The organism is Halomonas cerina (genome assembly GCF_014192215.1).
Taxonomy (GTDB): domain Bacteria; phylum Pseudomonadota; class Gammaproteobacteria; order Pseudomonadales; family Halomonadaceae; genus Halomonas; species Halomonas cerina.
In genome coordinates, this window is record NZ_JACHXP010000006.1 from 129,004 (window position 1) to 148,107 (window position 19,104).

Genomic DNA, 19,104 nt, shown 5'->3' on the forward strand with positions numbered 1-19,104 from the left:
AGAGGGCGTTATTGTTGCAGTACATAGGTGCCCGGGGCATCGGTGAGCGGCGAATAGGGCTCGCCGCCCATCGCCGGAGGATCGATCTGTTCCTTGGAGGAGCGCTCTTCCAACCAGGCCTGCCAGACCAGCCACCAGGAGCCCTTGTGCGTGGGCATCGTTTTATGCCAGGTATCCGGATCGATGTAGCTCTGTTTCTCTAGGCGAGTCTCGACCTGATAGGTGCGTCGTGGATGGCCCGGTTCGCTGACGATACCGGCATTGTGGCCGCCACTGGTGAGCAGGAAGGTGACTTCGTCGGTGTCGGTGAGTAGATGAATCTTGTAGACCGAGCGCCAAGGGGCGACGTGGTCGCTGCTGGTGGCCACGGAGAAGATCGGCGCGTTGATGTCGGTGATAGCGATAGGACGGTCGCCGACGATATAGCGCCCGGTGGCCAGGTCGTTGTTGAGATACAGGCGGCGCAGGTACTGGGCATGCATCAGGTAGGGCATGTGGGTCACGTCTGTGTTCCAGGCCATCAGGGCATTCATCTTCTGGCGCTTGCCGAGCATGTAGTCGCGTACCATTCGCGACCAGATCAGGTCATTGGAGCGCAGCAGCTGAAAGGCGCCGGCCATTTGCTGGCCATCCAGATAGCCGCGCTCCTGCATCATGCTCTCGAGATAATCCACCTCGCTCTCGGTGATGAACAGCGACAGTTCGCCGGCTTCGGTGAAGTCGACCTGGGCGGCCAGTAGGGTAAGCGAGGCCAGGCGGTTGTCGTTGTCCCGGGCCATGGCGGCGGCCTGAATCGACAGCAGCGTGCCCCCCAGGCAATAGCCCACCGCGTGAATCTTGCGATCCGGCAGAATCGACGACACCACCTCCAGAGCCGCCTCGGGCCCCAGACGCCGATAGCTCCCCATGCCCAGTTCGCGATCCTCGGAGGTCACGTTGCGCCAGGAAATCATGAACACCGTATGACCCTGGTCCAGCAAGTAGCGCACCAGGGATTTTTTCGGGGTCAGGTCGAGGATGTAATACTTCATGATCCAGGCGGGCATGATCAGCACCGGCTCCGCATAGACCTTTTCGGTAGTCGGCGTGTACTGGATCAGTTCGATCAGGTGATTACGATAGATGACCTTGCCCGGCGTGGTGGCGATGTTCTCGCCGAGCTTGAACTGCTCGGTACCCACCGGGGGAGATCCGCTCATCCGTCGCTCCCAGTCCTCGCAGAAGTTCTCCCAGCCGCGCAGGAAATTCATGCCGCCTTGTTCCAGGGTCACATCGATGACTTCCGGGTTGAGCCAAGGGAAATTGGAAGGCGACCAGTGGTCGAGCATCTGCCGGCCGATGAAGGACACCACGTTCTCGGTGGTGTTTGACAGGCCGTCGATATTGGTGGTGGCGCTTTCCCACCACTCCTGCTGCAGGAGAAAGGATTGATAGATCAGGTTATAGGGCCAGCGGCACCAGGCCTCTCCCTTGAAGCGGCTGTCGTTCCGTCCGGGTTCGATACAGGGCTTGCTGTCCACTCCCAGGGGAAGCTGATGTGAATGATGAAGCAGGTATTCGAACTTGTAGGCCATTTCCTCAGCCAGCTCCAACTGCTTGCCCGGGGACATGGCCAGGTGGGCAAGCCACTCATAGATGACCGTGGACACGCCGGCGGGGGTGATGCCCCCCGTCAGAGAGGCCATATTGGCCTTGATCGTCCGATCCAGCATGCGCGTGGCATTGTGCCCGATGTGCGGGGCATGTCGAGAATCCGCGTGATTATAATTGTTCATGATCATTTATTCTCCTCGGTATTCGGCCCTGGCTGCGATCATCGCCTGAGTAAGCGAAGGCGGTTGAGCGCGCGCCCATGCTTTGTTCCCCCCTCTGAGGGAGAATGCCATGGCAGGTTCGCCGCGAGTCAAGGTATCACGACATGCGTCAGAGCCCGATGCGATGCGCTCGGTCGGTGAAGAAGATGCCGCTGGGCGACTCGCTGGGCAGGCGGGCGACCTCCTCCAGGGTGCGGGTGTCATAGATCACCACCCGGTCGCTGTCCCGAGCCGAGATCCACACCTGCTCGCCCCTAGGCGTGAACTCCATGTGCATCACCGCCTCGCCGGGTGACAGGGTCGCCACCACCTCGCGACGCTCGGTATCGATCACCTGCACCACATCGTTATTCGGGTGGGCGAAGTTGACCCACACCTGGCGCTCGTCGGGACGGCGCATCACGAAGATCGGCTGACCGTGGACCGAGATACGACCCGTGAGCGACCAGTTGTCGGTGTCGGCCACCAGCACCTCATGGCGGCCCACCGCCGGTAGCCAGGCCTCGCCGCCGGCCATCGCCCAGCCCTCTAGGTGCGGCATCTTGTAGACCGGCAGGCGCGCCTCACCACGGCCGTAATCGGGCAGGATGCGCTGGACCCCGTCCTCGAGATGCCAGAGATCGAGCAGCACCAGGCCATCCTCGCCGAACAGGCCGGCGATGTAGTGGCGCCCGTTGGGGCCGATCAGGGCGTCGTAGGGCGCCTCGCCGATATCGGTGAAGCGCGTCACCTCGGGCGTTTTGCCACTCATGTTGACCACGTGGATCGCGTCGGCCTCGAACAGGCTGTAGACGAAGCGGTTCCCCGGGGCATCCACCAGCCCCACCACCTTGGAGCGCTGCTCCTGGCCGGCCTCGTCCCGGTAGGTTGCTGGAATGTTGGCGACCGGCTCGAGGGTCTCGCTGTCGAAGAGCCGCACCCCTCCCGGCTCATAGTTGGCCACCGCCACCAGGGACCCATCCTGGGAGATGGCGCCGCCGATGCTGTTACCCGACTGCATCACTCGGTGGGTGATCGTGCCGGTGAGCAGGTCGACCCGGCTCAGTCCGCCGTCGCGACCGAAGACGAAGGCGTAGCGGGCATCCCGGCTGAACTTCACCGAGGCGTGGGACAGATCGCCCAGTCCCTCGACCCGCGCGAGTAGGCGGTGCTCGCTGGTGTCCACCACCGCCAGGCTGCCGGTGGCGCGCTCGACGACCACGCCGAGGTCGCCGGTGCCGCGAAGCTCCGCGTTCGGCGTGGCCTGGCAGCCGGTCAGCAGGGCAGTTAACGAGACGGCGACGAGGGGCTTGCGAAAGCCTTGAGAAAGCATGGCCACTCCTTCTGGATCATCGAGAGGGTTCACTCTTTCAGCGGGTTGTCGTGCTGTAGGTGATCGGCGAGCCAGCGGGCGTCCTGTTCGCTGAGCAGTCCCGCCCAGCCGGGCATGGCGGTGCCGGCAACGCCGTTAAGGATCAGCGAGGCCAGGCTGTCGCGGCTATAGGCGTTCATGCGTGACGCCGGCAGGGCCGGCCCCAGGCCTCCACGCAGGGTCATGCCGTGACAGGAGCCGCAGTCCTGGTAGAGCAGGGTCTCGAGCTCCGCCTGACGCGCCGCGGAGAGGGGCTTCTCGGCCAGGACGGTCCCCGGGGGCTGGAGCAGGAGCGTGACCAGGATGACGCAGGGCAGGCGGTGCAGGGGCATGGGCTCTCCTCGCAGCAGGGCCGAACGGGGTGCCGCCAGTGTCGTGGCGGCCGGGGGTGGCCACCATGACGGGGATCAATCCGCGGGCACTTCCTCACAAGGGAGCCGATGGGCGAGGAATTGGCAATCGGCTTTTGGAGGTAGGGTCGGGCCGCCTTTGATGCAGGTCAAGCTTCCCCGGGAAAGCCGGGCAGGCCCCCCTAAAGACGCATGAAGTGTGCGGGTTATTGGGCCAGCCTTGACGCCAAGGAGGGTCATCGGCCATGTCGTATGCTGCTCGATTCTGGTGACCGTCCAGCACATAACGACAACATCAGGGCCTGGCGAACGCCCTTCGAGGATCATGACAGAGGTGGACCGATGATGAAGAAAGACGGGTATCTCAAACCCCTGGCGGTGGCGGTGACCGCCGCGGCCCTGGGTATCGGTGTGGCGCATGCCCAGCCGCATAAGGACATCGATGAGTCCAAGGCGGCCTATCAGGGCACCGAGTCGGCGGTGGAGGCCGAGTCCGCCAAGGTGATGCGCACGCCTGGGGCGCCGGACCTGACCGAGGCCGAGTTCGCGAAGGCCAAGCAGATCTACTTCCAGCGCTGTGCCGGTTGCCATGGGGTGCTGCGCAAGGGGGCCACCGGCAAGCCGCTGACCTCCGACATTACCCAGGAACGGGGACTGGAGTACCTCAAGGCCTTCATCACCTACGGCTCCGCGGCCGGTATGCCCAACTGGGGCACTTCGGGCGATCTCAGCGAGGACGAGGTCGAGCTGATGGCCAAGTACATCATGCATGAGCCGCCGGTACCGCCGGAGTTCGGCATGCCGAAGATGCAGGAGACCTGGGAGGTGAAGGTGGCGCCGGAGGATCGCCCCACCGAGCAGAAAAACGACCTGGAGCTCGAGAACCTGTTCTCGGTCACCCTGCGTGATGCCGGCCAGATCGCCCTGATCGACGGTGGCACCAAGGAGATCGTCAAGGTCCTCGATACCGGCTATGCGGTGCACATCTCGCGTCTCTCCGCCTCCGGCCGCTACCTGTTCGTCATCGGCCGCGATGCCAAGGTCGACATGATCGACTTGTGGATGGAGGAGCCCGAGATCGTCGCCTCCATCAAGATCGGCATGGAGGCGCGTTCCGTGGAAACCTCCAAGTACAAGGGCTTCGAGGATAAGTTCGCCATCGCCGGCGCCTACTGGCCGCCTCAGTACGTGATCATGGATGGCCAGACCCTGGAGCCGCTGAAGATCGTCAGCACCCGGGGCATGACCGTCGATACCCAGGAATACCACCCCGAGCCTCGCGTGGCGGCCATCGTGGCCTCCCACCAGCACCCGGAGTTCATCGTCAACATCAAGGAGACCGGCAAAGTTCAGCTGGTCAACTACGAGGACCTGGACGCCCTCTCCACAGTGGAGATCGACACCTCCCGCTTCCTGCATGATGGTGGCTGGGACAGCACCGGGCGCTATTTCCTGACCGCGGCTAACGAGTCCAACCAGATCGTGGTCATCGATGCCCAGGAGCGTGCGCTCGAGGCCATCGTCGACGTGGGCAAGATCCCGCATCCAGGGCGCGGGGCCAACTTCATCGATCCCGAGTTCGGACCAGTGTGGGCCACCAGCCACCTCGGCGATGCCACCGTCCAGCTGATCGGCACCGACCCGGAAGGGCACCCCGACAACGCCTGGCAGGTGGTGCGCACCCTGCAAGGCCAGGGCGGCGGCTCGCTGTTCATCAAGACCCACCCGGAGTCCGAGAACCTCTACGTCGACACCGCCCTCAACCCGGGCGAAGGGCCCAGCCAGAGTGTGGCGGTTTTCGACATCAATGACCTGGAGGCGGGCTTCGAGGTGCTACCCATCGCCGAGTGGGCCGAGGTCGGCGAGGGGCCCAAGCGGGTCGTGCAGCCCGAGTACAACAAGGCCGGCGACGAGGTGTGGTTCTCGGTATGGAACACCATGGACGAGACCTCCGCCCTGGTGGTTGTCGATGACAAGACCCGCGAGCTGAAGAAGGTGATCAAGGATGAACGGCTGGTCACCCCGACCGGCAAGTTCAATGTCCTCAACACCCAGCACGACATCTACTGACCGGGAAAGCACGGCGGGCCTGCGGGCCCGCCCGACTGCCCTTCGCTCGAGTGAGCTGTGCCGATGCCTTGCCAAGCCCGAGACTTCGATACCCTGGATCGTCGCCTGATCGATAGCTACCAACGTGGCCTGCCGGTCTGCACCCGGCCCTTCCACACCGTCGCCGAGCGCCTGGGCACCTCCGAGGCGGAGGTGATCGCGCGCCTAGAGCGGCTGCAGTCGCTGGGGGTGCTCAGCCGTGTGGGGCCGGTCTTCGACCACACCCGAGCCGGTGCCAGTCTGCTCGCCGCCGTGGCCGTGCCCGAGTCCGAACGCGATGCCTTCGCCGCACTCATCAATGCCGCCCCGGGTGTCAACCACAACTATGCCCGTGAACACGACTACAACCTGTGGTTCGTGATGACCGCACCGGACGCACCCGAGCTCGAGGCGCGGCTCGAGACCCTGGAGGTGCGCCTGGGCGTACCGGTCCTGCGTCTGCCAATGCTGGAGGGCTTTCATATCGACCTCTCCTTCCCCATTCCCTGGGCCGAACTGGAGGATGCATGACCGTCGCCATCCCGATCGTCGTCGAACCGGATCGCCAACTCGGCGAGCCCGCGGCCCAGCACCGCCTGCGCGTGCTGCTGGAGCAGGGCTTGCCGCTCTCGCCCCGGCCCTGGCAGATCCTGGCCGAGCAGAGTGGCCTCACCGAGGACGAGGTGATGACCTGTGTGCGCCGCTGGCAGGCCGAGGGGCTGATCAAGCGCCTGGGGCTGGTGGTGCGCCATCGCCGCCTGGGTATCCAGGCCAACGCCATGGTGGTGTGGGACGTGCCGGATACGCGGGTGGCCGAGGTCGGCCGGCGCCTGGCCCGGGAGACCGCGGTGACCCTCTGCTACCGGCGACCGCGCCGCCTACCCGACTGGCCCTACAACCTCTTCTGCATGCTTCACGGCACCCGCCGCGAGTGGGTGCTGGCCGAGCTCGCGACGATCGTCGAGCGTCACGGCTTGGGGGACATCGAGTGCCGGGTGCTGTTCAGCCAGCACGCCTACCGCCAGTGCGGTGGCCGCTATGCCCGGGAGGGCGACGCATGAGCCCGGCCGTGCTCGATGCCGTCGACCGGCGATTGCTCAACCGCCTGCAGAACGGCCTGCCGCTGGTGATTCGCCCCTATGCGACGGTGGCCGAGGAACTGGGCCTTACCGAGGGTGAGCTGCTCGAGCGCCTTTCGCGCCTGCGCGAGGATGGCGTGCTGAGCCGCTTCGGGCCCATGTACCACGCCGAGCGGCTGGGCGGTGGCCTGACCCTGGCGGCGCTGGCGGTGCCGGAGGCGGACTTCGAGCGGGTTACCGAGACCATCAACGCCTTCCCCGAGGTGGCCCACAACTATCGCCGTGAGCATGTCCTTAACATGTGGTTCGTGCTGGCCACCGAGACCCCGGCGCGCATCGCTGAGGTGATCGAGGCCATCGAGACGGCGACGGGCCTGCCGGTCTACAACATGCCCAAGGAGGAGGAGTTCCATGTCCGTCTCCACCTGCCCGTCTAGGGAGTGCCCGGTCCGCGACGAGCAGGGGCTCGACGCGCACGACCGTGCCATCGTGCTGGCCACCCAGGCCGGCCTGCCACTGGTCCCCGACCCCTGGGGCGCGGTGGGCCGCGAGGTGGGCCTGAACGGCGAGGCGGTGCTCGAGCGCATGCTGGCGATGGCGGCGCGCGGGGTGATCCGTCGCATCGCCGCCGTGCCCAACCACTATCGCCTGGGCTACGTGGCCAACGGCATGACGGTATGGGATGTCGACGATGCCCAGATCGACCGCCTGGGCCGCGAGGTGGCCGCCATCGAGGGCGTCAGCCACTGCTATCGCCGCCCGCGTCACCGGCCCCACTGGCCCTACAACCTCTTCGCCATGCTCCACGGCCAAAGCCGGGAGGAGGTCGAGCGTCAGGCGGCGGTGCTGCGCGAGCGCCTGGGTGAGGCGTGTCGTGACCACCGCATCCTCTACAGCTCACGCATTCTCAAGAAGACCGGGCTGCGCCTGGCGCGTCGCGCCCCGCAAGCGTAACCAAGGCAGGAGAACGCCATGTTCCGCGTCACCCGCTATATCAAGTCGCTGATCGAGCCGGGCCCCATCCCTCCCGCGCGCAAGCCGCCCGGCCCGGTGGTGATCTGGAACCTGATCCGCCGCTGCAACCTGACCTGCAAGCACTGCTATACCACCTCGGCAGACATCGACTTCGCCGGCGAGCTCTCCACCGCCGAGGCCCATGCGGTCCTCGACGACCTGGCCGCCTTCCGCGTGCCGGCGCTGATCCTCTCCGGCGGCGAGCCGCTGATGCGTCCCGACATCTTCGCGCTCTCCCATCGCGCCCGGGAACTGGGTCTCTACACCGGCCTCTCCACCAACGGCACCCTGATTACCGAGGCCAACATCGACGCGATCGCCGAGGTCGGCTACGACTATGTGGGGATCAGCATCGACGGCCTGGAGGCCACCCATGACACCATCCGTCAGCGTAAGGGCGCCTTCCGCGAGTCGATGCATGCGGTGGCGCTGTGCAAGGAACGCGGCATCAAGGTGGGGCTGCGCTTCACCCTGACCCGCGAGAATGTCGAGCAACTCGACGATATCCTGGCCTTGATTGACGAGCACGATGTCGACAAGTTTTACCTCTCGCACCTCAACTACGGCGGCCGCGGCCGGCGCCACAGCAAGCAGGACGCCTGGTACCGCATGACCCGCGACGCCATGACCCGGTTGTTCGACCATTGCCGGGAGGAGCTCGAGAGAGGCGTGGAGCGGGAGTATGTCACCGGCAACAACGACGCCGATGGTCCCTTCCTGCTGATGTGGGCTCGGGAGCACTTCCCCGGCGAGGCCGAGGCCCTGGAACAGCGGCTGATCCACTGGGGCGGCAACGCCTCCGGCGAGCATATCGCCAACATCGACAACCTGGGCCACGTGCATCCCGACACCTTCTGGTGGGACCATGACTTGGGCAGCGTCCGCAACCGCCCCTTCTCCGCGATCTGGCGTGACACCCGCGACCCGCTGATGGTCGGCTTCCGACAGCGCCCCAGGCCGGTCAAGGGACGCTGCGCCGCGTGCCGCTTTCTTTCCATCTGCAACGGTAACACCCGGGTGCGCGCCTGGAAGATCAGCGGCGATCCCTGGGAGGAGGATCCCGGCTGCTACCTGACCAACGCCGAGATCGGCATCGCCGAGGCAAGCGAGCGTCGCGTGGCCGCCCCCTTCGATCCCATCCAGGCCGTCGAGATCACCTGAGGCTCGCGAGGAACCCGCCATGCCGTCACGTCGTGTTTCCCATGCCCTGGCCGAGGCGCCCCTCTCCCCCGGCGAGGTGGCCATCGTCGGCGCAGGCCCTGGCGATCCGGGCCTTTTGACCCTGCGGGCTCTGTCGCTGATCGAGCAGGCCGATTGCCTGGTCTTCGACCGTCTGGTCTCGAGAGAGGTACTGGCCCTGGCCAGCCCTCGGGCCCGGCGCTTCTATGTGGGCAAGGCCTCGCGTTGCCATGCCTTGACCCAGGAGGAGACCAACGCCCTGCTGGTGCGTCTGGCCGGGGAGGGCCGGCGGGTGGTGCGCCTCAAGGGGGGTGACCCCTACATCTTCGGACGCGGTGGCGAGGAGGCCGAGATGCTGATCGCCCACGGCGTGGACTTCCGCGTGGTGCCAGGGATCACCTCCGCTCAGGGCTGCGCGGCCTACGGCGGTTTCCCGCTGACCCATCGCGACCACGCCCAGAGCGTCACCTTCGTTACCGGCCACTGCAAGGGCGACGGTGAGCTGGCCCTGGACTGGGCGGCCCTGGCGGCGGCGCATCACACCGTGGTGTTCTACATGGGCCTGGCCAATGCGGCACTGATCCGCGATCGGCTCATGGCCCATGGCCTGCCGGCGAGCCATCCGGTGGCGCTGGTGGAGCGGGGCACCACCCCCGAGCAGCGCCGGATGATCACCTGCCTGGGCGAGCTGGTCACGACCATCGAGCGCGAAGGGCTCACGCCGCCCACCCTGATTGTGGTGGGCGAGGTGGTGTGCCTGGCCGATACCCTGGCCCAGCCGGCCCCGGAAGAGGCGATCTTCGCCGAGGGCGAGACCCGGGAACTGGTACGGGAGCGAATGGCCCTGTGAAACGCGTTGTTTCCCTCCGCATGGCCCGGCAGGCCCTGGCCGCGGCGACACTGCTGGTGTTGTGCGTGACCGGGGCGGCGGCCGGTGCCAATGATACCGAGACCCTCTACCAGGCCCGGTGCGCGTCCTGCCACGGCGAGGAGCGCCTCGGCGGCCTCGGCCCGGCACTGCTGCCGGGCAACCTCTCGCGCCTCACGCCGGCGGCTGCCGAGGCGGTGATTCGTGACGGGCGCGCCGCCAGCCAGATGCCGGCCTTCGGCGAGACGCTCGACGACGAGGCGATCGCCTCCCTGGCCGAGTGGATCTACCGCGCGCCCGAGGTCGAACCCACCTGGACGAAGGCGGATATCCTGGAAAGCCAGGTCGTCCCGCATCCCGACGGTAGCCTGCCTGACGCGCCGGTCTTCGATGCCGACCCGCTCAACCTCTTCCTCGTGGTGGAGACCGGCGACCATCACGCCAGCCTGCTCGACGGCGACACCTTCGCGCGACTCCACCGTTTCGAGACCCGCTATGCCCTGCACGGTGGACCCAAGTACACCCCCGACGGTCGCTATGTCTTCTTCGGCTCCCGGGACGGTTGGATCACCAAGGTCGACCTCTACAACCTCGAGGTGGTGGCCGAGGTGCGCGCCGGCATCAACATGCGCAACATCGCCGTCTCCGCCGATGGGCGCTACGTGATGGCCGCCAACTATTTGCCCCACAGCCTGGTGCTCTTCGACGCCCACAACCTGGACCTGATGAAGGTCTATCCGGTGGCGAGCGCGGCCGGCGAGAGCTCCCGGGTCAGCGCCGTCTACGCCGCACCGCCCCGGGGCAGCTTCATCGCCGCCCTCAAGGACATCGAGGAGGTGTGGGAGATCCCCTGGCCGCTGCCAACCGAGCCGGTGGTCGCCACCGGGCATATGGCGACGCCGCTGGCGCCGCAACGCGGCCACGACACGCCCAGCTTCCGGGTGCGGCGCATCCCGGTGCCGGGCTACCTGGATGACTTCTTCTTCGACCTGGACTACCGCCACGTCATCGGCGCCTCGCGGGACGGCCAGGGCGGCATGGTGGTCGACCTGGACAGCGGCGAGAAGGTCGCCGACCTGCCTCTCGCCGGGATGCCGCACCTGGGCTCGGGCATCACCTGGGAGCACGAGGGACGCCGGGTGATGGCCATCCCTCACCTGGGTAAGGCGGCGGTGTCGATCATCGACATGCAGGACTGGACACTGGTCAAGACCCTCGAGACCGACGGTCCCGGCTTCTTCATGCGCAGCCATGCGGGCTCGCCCTATGCCTGGGTAGACGTCTTCTTCGGTCCGAGCCGCGACCGGGTCCACGTGATCGACAAGGCGAGCCTGGAGATCGTCGAGACCCTGATTCCCGAACCCGGCAAGACCGCCGCCCACGTGGAGTTCGATCGGTACGGCGAGAAGGCCCTGCTTAGCCTCTGGGAGGACGACGGGGCGGTGATCGTCTATGACGCCCATAGCCTGGAGGAGGAGCAGCGCATCCCGATGAGCAAGCCCTCCGGCAAGTACAACGTCTGGAACAAGACAAGGTACGAGGAGGGCACCAGCCACTGAGGGTATCAAAAGAAGTATTCTTGATACCTGTCATGGAAGGCGTGCCGGGAGTGGGGCACAATGACCATATCCAAGCGTTTTCGACGGGTATCGCGCCATGCCGTCTTTCTCCTCTTCCGCACGCTCCTCCATGCTGACGCGCCTGCCGGTGGCCCGGCTGGCCTTTCGCCCCTTTTTCCTGCTGGCCGCGCTGTTCAGCGTGGTCGCCATGATCGTCTGGCTGGCCTTCTGGCACGGTGACATCCTGCTGCGCCCCCATGGGGGACTGCTGTTCTGGCACCAGCACGAAATGCTGTTCGGTTTCGCCGCCGCGGTGGTGGCGGGCTTTCTGCTCACCGCGGTACAGAACTGGACCGGCCTGCCGAGCCTCAAGGGAGGCCCGCTGCTGGGACTGGTCGGCCTCTGGCTGGCAGGCCGTGCCCTGATGGCCTTCCCCCTGGGGCTGCCGACCTGGCTGCCGGTGCTGGTCGACCTGGCCTTCCTGCCGCTGGTGGCCGTCGTGATGGCGCACCTGGTGGTCAGGGCCAGGCGCTGGCGCAACCTGATCTTTCTGCCGGCGCTTACCCTGCTGGTCATCGCCAACCTGGGGATGCATCTGGGCGTGATGAACGGCGATGCCGAGCTGATTCGCCAGTCAGCCTACCTCGCGGTGCTGCTGGTCACCCTGCTGATGGTGGTCGTGGGCGGCCGGGTGATCGCCATGTTCACCGCCAATCGCCTGGGGCGTCCCAAGCCTGACCCGATCCCGGCCCTGGAGCGCCTGACCTTAGGCAGCACCCTGGCGGTGGTGGTGGCCCAGCTGCTGGTCATGTTGACGGTGCCGCTATCGGGCACGCTGATGGCGGTGCTGATGGGGCTGGCGGCTCTATCCAATGCCGTTCGCCTGGCCCGCTGGGGTGGGCTTTACAGCTGGCGCGAGCCGTTGCTGTGGGGGCTGCATGGCAGCTACGCCTTCATCCCCCTGGGCCTGGCGATGTGGGCACTGGCAGCGCTGGGGGTCTTCCGGGCCGACCTGGCGGTGCATGCCCTGACCGTGGGTGGCATGGGCACCATGATGCTGGCGATGATGTCACGGGTCTCGCTGGGCCATACCGCACGCCCCATCCGCACCCTGCCGGGCATCGGGGTGGCCCTAGGGCTGATGCTCGCCGCGGCCGTGGTGCGCTCGCCGGTGCTGGCATTCTTCCCGCAGATCAGCCACTGGACCTATAGCCTCGGCATCCTCTTCTGGTGCCTGGCCTACGCCATCTTCCTGTTCCACTATACGGGACCGCTGCTGTCGCCCCGGGCGGACGGCCAGGACGGCTAGCCGGGCGCTTCGCGCCAGCGGCGAGCCGCGGGCTTCGCGCTTCGAGCGATACTCCTGCCGCAGCCCGCAGCCCGCAGCCCGCAGCCCGCAGCCCGCAGCCCGCAGCCCGCAGCCCGCAGCCCGCAGCCCGGAGGAAGACTTGCTGGAACACTATGTCCTGATCAAGCAGCTGCATGTCAGTGCGGCGACCCTGAGCATCCTCTTCTTCATGCTGCGCGCCTGGTGGTCGGTGCGCGAGGCGCCGATCCTCCAGCGGCGCTGGGTGAAGGTGGTACCGCATCTGGTCGACACGGTCCTGCTCGGTCTCGGGGTCTGGCTGATGGTCGGCCTCTCGCTGTGGCCCCAGCAGCAGCCTTGGCTGGCCGCCAAGCTGCTGGCCCTGGTGGCCTATGTCGTCCTGGGCACGCTGGCGATCAAGCGCGGGCGCACGCCGGTGGTACGCGGGGCGGCCGGGCTGGCCGCCGTGGCGGTATTCGCCTACATGATCGGCGCGGCGGTCCGCCACAGTCCGCTCTCCTGGCTGGCGTGAAACGCTTGGCGCTCACTGTCCTATACTGACCTCGCCACTCAGCTTTCAAAGGACGATGCCATGTCGATAGAGGATCTTCCCGCCGGCGCCGGCCAGGTGGCCGAGCAGTATCCCGAGGTCTGGGAGGCCTATACCGCGCTGGGCAAGGCGTGTGCGGAGGCCGGCCCGTTAGACGCCCGCACACGCCGCCTGGTGAAGCTGGCGCTGGCCGTGGGGGCCCGCTCCGAGGGGGCCGTACATTCCCATGTGCGTCGCGGCCTGGCCGAAGGCGAGTCCCCCGAGGCCCTCAGGCAGGTGGCCATGCTGTCCATTCCCACCCTGGGCCTGCCCAGCGGCGTCGCCGCCCTGACCTGGATCGAGGACATCACGGAAGGGAATTGAGGCCTTGCCGAGCGAAGGGCCCCTCGTCGAGGGGCCATCCGCCTTCCTCTTCGCGGAATTTGACCGGCGTCAAGGCTCCGGCGGGTGATCTCCTGCTACTCTTAACATGCATTTTCAATACATCTTAAAAAGCGCGCCGCAGCCCTTGCCCGATGGCTGCGGTACCACACGAGCAAGGGGGTAAGGTCAATGGCCGACGGTCTCACCAAGTCGGCGGCCCGCAACATCTTCTACGGCGGGTCGCTGTTCTTCTTTCTGCTGTTCGCCGCCCTGACGGCCCACAGCCACTGGTACATGGTCAACACGTCTACCGACAGCGAGGGGCTCACCGAGTCCGTCAAGCACGGCAAGGAGGTGTGGGAAAAGAACATGTGCATCAACTGCCACAGCATCATGGGCGAGGGCGCCTACTTCGCGCCGGAGCTCGGCAACGTCTGGACCCGCTACGGCGGACGCGAGAATCCCGAGGCGGCCCGCGCCGGTCTCGCCGCCTGGATGCGTGCCCAGCCGTTGGGGGCGCCGGGCCGCCGTCAGATGCCGCAATTCGATCTCAGCGACGAGGAAATGGACGCCCTGATCGATTTCCTGCAGTGGACCGACGGCATCGATGCCCAGGACTGGCCACCGCATCCCGCCGGCTAGGCTACGAGCGCTTCGGATGACGCAAGGAGAACTACACCGATGAAATACGCAACCCAGAGGGTGGCACTGCCCTTCTTCATGGTGGCCATGGCCCTGTTCGCGCTGCAGATCGTGTTTGGGCTGCTGGCCGCCACCGTCTATGCCTGGCCCAACTTCATGGCCGAGCTGATGCCCTTCAACATCATGCGGGTCAGCCATACCAATCTGCTGATCGTCTGGCTGCTGATCGGCTTCATGGGCGCCACCTACTATCTGATGCCGGAAGAGGCCGAGCGCGAGATCCACAGCCCGGGCCTAGCCTACCTGCAACTGGCCATCTTCGCCTTCGCCGGCGCGGCCGCCCTGGTCGGCTACCAGTTCGGGATCCATGAGGGCCGCGAGTTCCTCGAACAGCCGTTCTGGGTCAAGGTGTTGATCACCATCTCGTTTCTGATGTTCCTGTTCAACACCAGCATGACCCTGGCCAAGGGCCGCAAGACCGCCATCAACCTGGTACTGATGCTGGGGCTGTGGCTGGCCGCGGTGTTCTGGCTGTTCGCCTTCTACAACCCCACCAACCTGGCCGTGGACAAGCTCTACTGGTGGTGGGTGGTGCACCTCTGGGTCGAGGGAGTGTGGGAGCTGATCATGGCCTCGCTGCTCGGCTACCTGCTGATCAAGATGACCGGCGTCGATCGCGAGGTGATCGAGAAGTGGCTCTACGTCATCGTCGGCCTGTCGCTGTTCTCTGGCCTGCTGGGTACCGGTCACCACTACTATTGGATCGGCGCGCCGAGCTACTGGCAGCCCATCGGCAGCATCTTCTCCACCCTGGAGGTGATTCCCTTCTTCGCCATGGTGGTGTTCGCCTTCGTGATGTTCTGGAAGGGCAGCCGCAACCACCCCAACAAGGCCGCCATGCTCTGGGCACTCGGCTGCCCCGTCATCGCCTTCTTCGGCGCCGGTGTGTGGGGCTTCATGCACACCCTGTCGTTCATCAACTACTACAGTCACGGCACTCAGGTCACCGCGGCCCATGGCCACCTGGCCTTCTACGGCGCCTATGTGATGCTGATGCTCGGCATCATCAGCTTCGCCATGCCGCAGCTGCGCCGCGTGCAGCCGTACAACCAGGTGCTGAACATGTGGGGCTTCTGGATCATGACCTCGGCGATGTGCTTCATGACCTTCACCCTGACCTTCGCCGGGGTGGTGCAGACGCACCTGCAGCGGGTGCTGGGGATGAACTTCATGGAAGTGCAGAGCCAGCTCGGCCTGTTCTACGTCATGCGCCTCGGCGCCGGGATCGCCGTGGCCGTGGGGGCCGTGATGCTGCTCTATGCCTTCTTCGGCCCGACCCGCGAGCAGGTGCCGGCGGGTGGCACCCAGATGACCACCGGCGCCGAGCGCCTCTGATAAGCGGACGGCCCCGCGGGGCCGTCCCTCGCTTCACCGATTCGGGAGTGTTCTGATGCCTGTTTCCCCCCTGGCCGCCGCCAGCGAGCGCGAGGTGCCCTTCTACGAGAGCGTCGGCAACGAGTGCGGCCTGTTCGACCAGGCCTTTCGCCAGCGCCTGCCGCTGCTGCTCAAGGGACCGACCGGCTGCGGCAAGACCCGCTTCGTCAGCCATATGGCGGCGAAGCTCGGCAAGCCGCTGTTCACCGTTTCCTGCCACGATGACCTGACCGCCGCCGACCTCACCGGGCGCTACCTGCTGCAGGGTGGCGAGACCCGCTGGGTCGACGGCCCCCTGACCCGCGCCGTGCGCGAGGGCGGCATCTGCTATCTGGACGAGGTGGTGGAGGCCCGCAAGGACGTCACCGTGGTGCTGCACCCGCTCACCGACGACCGTCGCCTGCTGCCGCTGGAGCGCACCGGCGAGCTGCTCGAGGCACCGGACGACTTCATGCTGGTGGTCTCCTACAACCCCGGCTACCAGCATATCCTCAAGTCCCTCAAGCCCAGCACTCGCCAGCGCTTCCTGGCGATGTCCTTCGACTTCCCGCCGCCCCGCGTGGAGCGCGATATCGTGGCCCGCGAGAGCGGCCTGGCCGCCGACCAGTGCGCCGCCCTGGTCAACCTAGCCGCCAGCCTGCGCGCCATGAAGGGCCAGGACCTGGAGGAGGGGGTGTCCACTCGCCTGCTGGTCTATTGCGCGACCCTGATCCAGGGCGGGATGCCGATCCTCGAGGCGGCGCGGGCCACCCTGGTGGAGCCGCTCTCGGATGACGCGGATGTCCAGGAGGGACTGATGGAAGCCATTCACGCCACTTTCGGCTGAAGGGCGTGGGAATGGACCTCTAACCGCATGGGGCGATGAGCGGTGTAGGTCGGGTAAGCGAGCCTGCGAGCGCACCCGGCGGATCGGGTCGAAGAGGCCCCGTCACATCGTCGGATGCGCCTTCGGCTTATCCGACCTACAGGGCCCTATTCGATTCTGAAAGGAGCGTTAGAATGCTGGACTTTCTTGAGGTCGAGGAGACCGTCGGCCGCTTCTGGCACCGCTGGGCCTCCGGGGCGGCGAGCTACCCGGACCACCCCGAGGCGGCGGTGTCCCTCGAGAGCCTGCGCCCCATGCTTGGCGTGTTCTTCCGCGCCGGGGGCGGTGAGCCGGGCCTCGAGGTGGCCGCCATCGCCCGGCGCGGCTCCGCCCACCGCCTGAGCCTGCGCCAGCGCCTGGGCCTCGACGAGGAGGACCTCGACCAGGCCCGCCGCGACGAGGAACACCTGCTGTTGCCGCCGTGCCTGGCGCTCTTCCCCGAGGCCGCCCTGAACCGTGACCTCTATCTGTGGCTCACCGCCTTCCTGGCCGAGGCCCGTCCGCTAAACTTACCTATCGACTCCCTGCAGGCGGATCTGGTGCGGCTGCGCGAGGCACGCCGTACCGCGCGGGCGGCCCTGGCGCGCTTCCCGGGGCTGACGGAGCGCTATGTCCGCCTGTGCGGCGAGCTGCTGGCGATCCGTCCTCGGCGCCGTCGGCTGCCGCCCATGGAGGCGGACCTGGAAGCCGCCCTGTGCGCGGAGCTCGGGGCGCCCGACCCCGAAGGGGAGTGGGCGGCGGCCATGCAGCGCGCCATCCGCGATGAGACCTTGCCCCTGGAGGCGTTCCATGCGCCCCGCGGCTATCGTCCGCCGCTGCCGGTGCCGCTGTGGGGCCAGGCGATGACCCTGGGCACCCGCGACGGGGCCCGCGAGGCCACGGTGGCAGATGATGACGAGCCGGCTCGCGCCGGCGCCTCGCCTGACGATGACCACGGCAAGCGCAAGGCCGACCGTCGCGAGCAGGACCAGGCCGACCGCGACGACCCGCTGATGCTCAACAACATGGAGAAGATGCTCTCCTGGGCCGAGATGGTGAACCTCAACCGCCACGTGGAAGATGAGGAGGAGGACGAGGCGCGCCAGGCCGCCGACCAGATCGACGAGATCGTGCTGACGCCCAACTGCCAGCGAGCCAGCTCGAGGCTCAAGCTTGATCTTGACCTGGCGCCGGATGCGGCGAGCGGAGGGCGCCTGACGGGGCGCCATACCTACCCCGAGTGGAACCATCGCAAGCAGGCCTATCTGCCCGATCACTGCGTAGTGGTGAGCGACGTGCAGGAGGAGGAGGGAGAGGACTGGGAACCCGATGAGGCCACCCGCCGGCGCATCCGCCGGGTGCGCCGCGAGTTCGAGGCGCTGCGGCCGCGCCGCGAGATCCTGCGCGGCCAGCTCGACGGCAGCGAGCTCGACATGGACGCGGTGATCCGCTCCCGCTGTGATTTGGCCGCCACCGGCGAGGCCAGCGATCGCCTCTACCTGGCCAGCCGCACCCAGGCCCGGGACCTGGCGGTGTCGATCCTGGTGGACGTGTCGCTGTCCACCGAGGCCTGGCTGGAGGATCGCCGGGTGCTGGACGTGGCCAAGGAGGCGCTGCTGGTGCTGGGCCATGGCCTGGCCGGCTGCGGCGACGACTACGCCATCCACAGTTTCACCTCCCAGCGGCGCCACAAGGTGTGGGTCAATACCCTCAAGGCCTTCGACGAACCCATGGGTGAGCGGGTCTCGCGGCGTATCGCCGCGCTCAAGCCGGGCAGCTATACGCGCATGGGGCCGGCGATCCGCCACCTGGCCGGGCAACTGGCCGAGCGGCCCAACCGGCATCGCCTGCTGCTGCTGCTCACCGATGGCAAGCCCAACGACAACGACTACTACGAGGGACGCTACGGCATCGAGGACACCCGCAAGGCGGTGCTCGAGGCGCGCCGCCAGGAGGTGAAGGTGTTCGGAGTGACCATCGACCGCGAGGCGGGAGAGTACATCCCCCGGCTGTTCGGTCGCGGTGGCTATGCCATCGTAGCGCGCCCCGAGCATCTCTCCCTGGCGCTGCCGGGGATCTACCGCCAGATCATCGCCACCTGACGCATTCCTCACAAGGAGGCCCGCCATGTCCCCCCGTTCCCGACTCCTGCTGGCCGTGGCGGCCTGGTGCCTGACCGCCGTGGCGGTGGTACTACCACTGGTCTGGCTGATCAACAACCGCGACTGGGGCATTGGGCTGATGCTGCTGATGCCCTTCGTGGTCTATGGGCTGCTGCGCCTGGGCCGCGCCTTGGAGGGCTGGGCACGGGCCACGCCGCCACCCTCGAGGCACTGAGGCATCTGGCCTGTTTCAGGTCAACCGCGCCGCCAGGTAGCCGCCGGCGATCAGCGCCAGCGTCAGCACCACCAGCCCCACGAAGGTGCCCTTCCAGGCTGGGGTGGCGGCGCGCAGGTTGAGGTAGACCATCAGCAGCCGTTGGGCCTTGAAGCCGGTGGCGAGGATCACCAGCGCCGCCGACCATAGCGGCAGCGCCTGCCAGTCGTCCTGGTTCAGGCGCGCCGAGACCATCGAGACCACCGTCAGGCCCATCAGGGTCGCCCAGGTGATCAGCAGGCGGCGGGTGCCGGGCAGTGCGGTCATGGTCACCTCAAGAATGCAGG

Annotated in this window: 20 protein-coding genes; 16 read left to right on the plus strand and 4 right to left on the minus strand. The window is 66.8% G+C overall.

The genetic code is table 11. The annotated features are described in order from the left end of the window. Positions 1-8: 8 nt before the first annotated feature. The 3 genes from FHR94_RS07875 to FHR94_RS07885 all read right to left on the minus strand — a co-directional run bounded on the left by FHR94_RS07875 (position 9) and on the right by FHR94_RS07885 (position 3,497). Positions 9-1,775 (minus strand): PHA/PHB synthase family protein, encoded by a 1,767-nt coding sequence (locus FHR94_RS07875; RefSeq protein WP_183325089.1) that lies wholly within the window; start codon positions 1,773-1,775, stop codon positions 9-11. Positions 1,776-1,923: 148 nt separating this feature from the next. After that, entirely contained in the window at positions 1,924-3,126 is a 1,203-nt protein-coding gene (locus FHR94_RS07880; RefSeq protein WP_183325090.1) for a cytochrome D1 domain-containing protein, read from the minus strand. A 29-nt stretch (positions 3,127-3,155) separates the two neighbouring features. After that, on the minus strand, positions 3,156-3,497 hold the full coding sequence (locus tag FHR94_RS07885) for a c-type cytochrome (RefSeq protein WP_183325091.1): 342 nt from the start codon (positions 3,495-3,497) through the stop codon (positions 3,156-3,158). Between the two features lie 360 nt (positions 3,498-3,857). Here FHR94_RS07885 and FHR94_RS07890 point away from each other — a divergent pair, with 360 nt between their 5' ends. From FHR94_RS07890 to FHR94_RS07965, 16 genes are all read left to right on the plus strand, one after another. Further along, the gene (locus FHR94_RS07890) at positions 3,858-5,585 is read left to right on the plus strand and encodes a nitrite reductase (protein ID WP_281375960.1); all 1,728 of its coding nucleotides are present in this window, start codon (positions 3,858-3,860) and stop codon (positions 5,583-5,585) included. 63 nt (positions 5,586-5,648) lie between these two features. Then, positions 5,649-6,134, plus strand: coding sequence for an AsnC family transcriptional regulator (locus tag FHR94_RS07895; RefSeq protein ID WP_183325092.1), 486 nt, complete (start codon positions 5,649-5,651; stop codon positions 6,132-6,134). Next, positions 6,131-6,664, plus strand: a complete 534-nt coding sequence (ahbB, locus tag FHR94_RS07900) for a siroheme decarboxylase subunit beta (protein ID WP_183325093.1) — start codon at positions 6,131-6,133, stop codon at positions 6,662-6,664. Before FHR94_RS07895 ends, ahbB (FHR94_RS07900) begins: the two co-directional genes overlap by 4 nt. After that, complete coding sequence (locus FHR94_RS07905) at positions 6,661-7,119, plus strand: Lrp/AsnC family transcriptional regulator (protein ID WP_183325094.1); 459 nt, start codon at positions 6,661-6,663, stop codon at positions 7,117-7,119. The genes ahbB (FHR94_RS07900) and FHR94_RS07905 overlap by 4 nt, the downstream gene beginning before the upstream one ends. Further along, a complete protein-coding gene (gene ahbB / locus FHR94_RS07910; RefSeq protein ID WP_183325095.1) occupies positions 7,094-7,636 on the plus strand; it encodes a siroheme decarboxylase subunit beta in 543 nt (180 codons plus the stop codon). Before FHR94_RS07905 ends, ahbB (FHR94_RS07910) begins: the two co-directional genes overlap by 26 nt. Positions 7,637-7,654: 18 nt before the next feature. Then, positions 7,655-8,857 carry a heme d1 biosynthesis radical SAM protein NirJ gene (gene nirJ, locus FHR94_RS07915; protein WP_183325096.1) on the plus strand — a complete coding sequence of 401 codons (1,203 nt, stop codon included), beginning with the start codon at positions 7,655-7,657 and terminating at the stop codon, positions 8,855-8,857. Positions 8,858-8,876: 19 nt separating this feature from the next. Next, positions 8,877-9,725, plus strand: a complete 849-nt coding sequence (cobA, locus tag FHR94_RS07920; RefSeq protein WP_183325097.1) for a uroporphyrinogen-III C-methyltransferase — start codon at positions 8,877-8,879, stop codon at positions 9,723-9,725. Next, on the plus strand, positions 9,722-11,302 hold the full coding sequence (locus tag FHR94_RS07925) for a cytochrome D1 domain-containing protein (RefSeq protein ID WP_343064647.1): 1,581 nt from the start codon (positions 9,722-9,724) through the stop codon (positions 11,300-11,302). Before cobA ends, FHR94_RS07925 begins: the two co-directional genes overlap by 4 nt. Before the next feature lie 97 nt (positions 11,303-11,399). Next, on the plus strand, positions 11,400-12,611 hold the full coding sequence (locus tag FHR94_RS07930; RefSeq protein WP_183325098.1) for an NnrS family protein: 1,212 nt from the start codon (positions 11,400-11,402) through the stop codon (positions 12,609-12,611). Positions 12,612-12,753: 142 nt separating this feature from the next. Next, positions 12,754-13,140 (plus strand): SirB2 family protein, encoded by a 387-nt coding sequence (locus tag FHR94_RS07935; protein WP_183325190.1) that lies wholly within the window; start codon positions 12,754-12,756, stop codon positions 13,138-13,140. Between the two features lie 60 nt (positions 13,141-13,200). Continuing rightward, a complete protein-coding gene (locus FHR94_RS07940; protein WP_183325099.1) occupies positions 13,201-13,521 on the plus strand; it encodes a carboxymuconolactone decarboxylase family protein in 321 nt (106 codons plus the stop codon). Positions 13,522-13,710: 189 nt separating this feature from the next. Further along, positions 13,711-14,163: a c-type cytochrome gene (locus tag FHR94_RS07945; RefSeq protein ID WP_183325100.1), complete on the plus strand. Its 453-nt coding sequence runs from the start codon at positions 13,711-13,713 to the stop codon at positions 14,161-14,163. Positions 14,164-14,202: 39 nt separating this feature from the next. Then, positions 14,203-15,558: a cbb3-type cytochrome c oxidase subunit I gene (locus FHR94_RS07950; protein WP_183325101.1), complete on the plus strand. Its 1,356-nt coding sequence runs from the start codon at positions 14,203-14,205 to the stop codon at positions 15,556-15,558. A 55-nt stretch (positions 15,559-15,613) separates the two neighbouring features. After that, positions 15,614-16,423, plus strand: a complete 810-nt coding sequence (locus FHR94_RS07955; protein ID WP_183325102.1) for a CbbQ/NirQ/NorQ/GpvN family protein — start codon at positions 15,614-15,616, stop codon at positions 16,421-16,423. A 173-nt stretch (positions 16,424-16,596) separates the two neighbouring features. Continuing rightward, a complete protein-coding gene (locus FHR94_RS07960; protein ID WP_183325103.1) occupies positions 16,597-18,543 on the plus strand; it encodes a nitric oxide reductase activation protein NorD in 1,947 nt (648 codons plus the stop codon). Positions 18,544-18,568: 25 nt separating this feature from the next. Further along, complete coding sequence (locus FHR94_RS07965) at positions 18,569-18,778, plus strand: hypothetical protein (protein WP_183325104.1); 210 nt, start codon at positions 18,569-18,571, stop codon at positions 18,776-18,778. A 15-nt stretch (positions 18,779-18,793) separates the two neighbouring features. Here the strand turns inward: FHR94_RS07965 and FHR94_RS07970 are convergent, their stop codons facing one another. Then, the gene (locus tag FHR94_RS07970; RefSeq protein WP_183325105.1) at positions 18,794-19,084 is read right to left on the minus strand and encodes a hypothetical protein; all 291 of its coding nucleotides are present in this window, start codon (positions 19,082-19,084) and stop codon (positions 18,794-18,796) included. Between the last annotated feature and the right edge of the window lie 20 nt (positions 19,085-19,104).